This window comes from Oryzomonas rubra, from assembly GCF_008369015.1.
Taxonomy (GTDB): Bacteria; Desulfobacterota; Desulfuromonadia; order Geobacterales; family Pseudopelobacteraceae; genus Oryzomonas; species Oryzomonas japonica.
This window is the reverse complement of the sequence record NZ_SRSD01000017.1, coordinates 1-2,500: the sequence shown is the minus strand read 5'-3', so window position 1 is coordinate 2,500 and position 2,500 is coordinate 1. Positions and strand designations below refer to the sequence as shown.

The window sequence follows — 2,500 nt, the reverse complement described above, 5'->3', positions numbered from 1 at the left end:
GAAAGGCTAATCAAACTCGGAGATAGCTGGTTTTCCTCGAAATATATTTAGGTATAGCCTCACGTATGCGTGACGGGGGTAGAGCACTGGATGGGCTAGGGGTCTCACCAGATTACCAAACCCAATCAAACTCCGAATACCGTCAACGAAGAGCGTGGGAGTCAGACAGCGGGTGATAAGATCCGTTGTCAAAAGGGAAAGAGCCCAGACCGCCAGCTAAGGTCCCCAAATCTACGCTAAGTGGAAAACGATGTGGAAATGCCCAGACAACCAGGAGGTTGGCTTAGAAGCAGCCACCCTTTAAAGAAAGCGTAATAGCTCACTGGTCGAGTGGGTCTGCGCGGAAAATGTAACGGGGCTAAGCGTAGTACCGAAGCTGCGGATCGGCGCCTTAAGGCGTCGGTGGTAGAGGAACATTGTGTAAGCCTGCGAAGGTCGACCGTGAGGACGGCTGGAGGTATCACAAGAGATTATGCTGACATGAGTAGCGAAAATGCGGGTGAGAAACCCGCACACCGTAAACCCAAGGTTTCCTCCGTAAAGGTAATCTGCGGAGGGTTAGTCGGTCCCTAAGGCGAGGCTGAAAAGCGTAGTTGATGGGAAACAGGTTAATATTCCTGTACCACCTGTTGTTGCGATGGGGGGACGGAGAAGGGCAGGCGATCCGGGTGCTGGATGTCCCGGTTCAAGCGTGTAGGCGGGAGTGGCAGGTAAATCCACCGCTCCGTTAACGCTGAGACGTGATGACGAGAGCGTATGCTCACAAAGTCGTTGATCCCATGCTTCCAAGAAAAGCCTCTAAGCTTCAGACAGCAGGTGACCGTACCGTAAACCGACTCAGGTGGGTGAGGAGAAAATCCTAAGGTGATTGAGAGAACACTGGTTAAGGAACTCGGCAAAATGACACCGTAACTTCGGGATAAGGTGTGCCCTCATTAAGTGTAGCGATACGCACGTGAAGCTGAAGAGGGTCGCAGAGAAATGGCGGTAGCGACTGTTTACTAAAAACATAGGTCTCTGCTAAGTCGCAAGACGATGTATAGGGACTGACGCCTGCCCGGTGCCGGAAGGTTAAGGGGATTTGTTAGGAGCAATCCGAAGCTTTGAACCGAAGCCCCGGTAAACGGCGGCCGTAACTATAACGGTCCTAAGGTAGCGAAATTCCTTGTCGGGTAAGTTCCGACCTGCACGAATGGCGTAACGATTTCCGCGCTGTCTCAACCAGTGGCTCAGCGAAATTGAATTCTCGGTGAAGATGCCGAGTACCCGCGGTAAGACGGAAAGACCCCGTGAACCTTTACTATAGCTTGACAGTGACATTCGGAATAGCTTGTGTAGGATAGGTGGGAGACTTTGAAGCTGGCACGCCAGTGTCGGTGGAGTCGCCCTTGAAATACCACCCTGGTTGTTTTGGATGTCTAACCTTGGCCCGTCATCCGGGTCGGGGACACTGTCTGGTGGGTAGTTTGACTGGGGCGGTCGCCTCCCAAAGAGTAACGGAGGCGCGCGAAGGTTCCCTCAGGTTGATTGGAAACCAACCGTAGAGTGTAAAGGCATAAGGGAGCTTGACTGCGAGACCCACAAGTCGAGCAGGTACGAAAGTAGGTCTTAGTGATCCGGCGGTTCTGTATGGAAGGGCCGTCGCTCAACGGATAAAAGGTACTCCGGGGATAACAGGCTGATCTCCCCCAAGAGTTCACATCGACGGGGAGGTTTGGCACCTCGATGTCGGCTCATCGCATCCTGGGGCTGAAGTAGGTCCCAAGGGTTTGGCTGTTCGCCAATTAAAGCGGTACGCGAGCTGGGTTTAAAACGTCGTGAGACAGTTTGGTCCCTATCTACCGTGGGCGTAGGATACTTGAGAAGAGCTGTCCTTAGTACGAGAGGACCGGGATGGACGTACCTCTGGTGTTCCAGTTGTGCCGCCAGGCGCAGTCGCTGGGTAGCTATGTACGGAAAGGATAACCGCTGAAAGCATCTAAGCGGGAAGCCCCCTTCAAGATTAGGTATCCCTGGGTGTAACAACCCCTGTAGGCCCGTTGTAGACTACAACGTTGATAGGCTGGGTGTGTAATCACAGCAATGTGTTTAGCTTACCAGTACTAATCGGCCGTGAGGCTTGACCATAAAAATAAAATACGGTCGGGGGGAAGGTTCTCCTTCCCCCAGGCCGGATATAAATCTGCAAACCGTACACAAACCTAAACTCAAAACCACAATGCAATTGATAACGATCTGTGAATCGTGAAGAGTGAAACGTGAATGAAACCCATTCACCCGTAACTATTCGCCATGCACAAACGATTTCTCGGTGGCTATGCCGAGGGGGTCACACCCGTTCCCATCTCGAACACGGAAGTTAAGCCCCTCAGGGCCGATGATACTGCACGGGTAGCTGTGTGGGAAAGTAGGTCGCCGCCGGGAATAATTAAAAACAACGAGCCCTTCAGGATCATACCTGAAGGGCTCGCTTGCGTTTGGACTCACGGAAATCGTGAAT

General features: G+C 52.4%; 2 rRNA genes (1 of these 2 cut by a window edge). Both read left to right on the top strand.

The window, feature by feature from the left end:
* A 23S ribosomal RNA gene (locus ET418_RS17960) occupies positions 1-2,127 on the top strand (it extends 828 nt beyond the left edge of the window).
* Between the two features lie 180 nt (positions 2,128-2,307).
* A 5S ribosomal RNA gene (gene rrf / locus ET418_RS17955) occupies positions 2,308-2,424 on the top strand.
* Positions 2,425-2,500 lie beyond the last annotated feature (76 nt).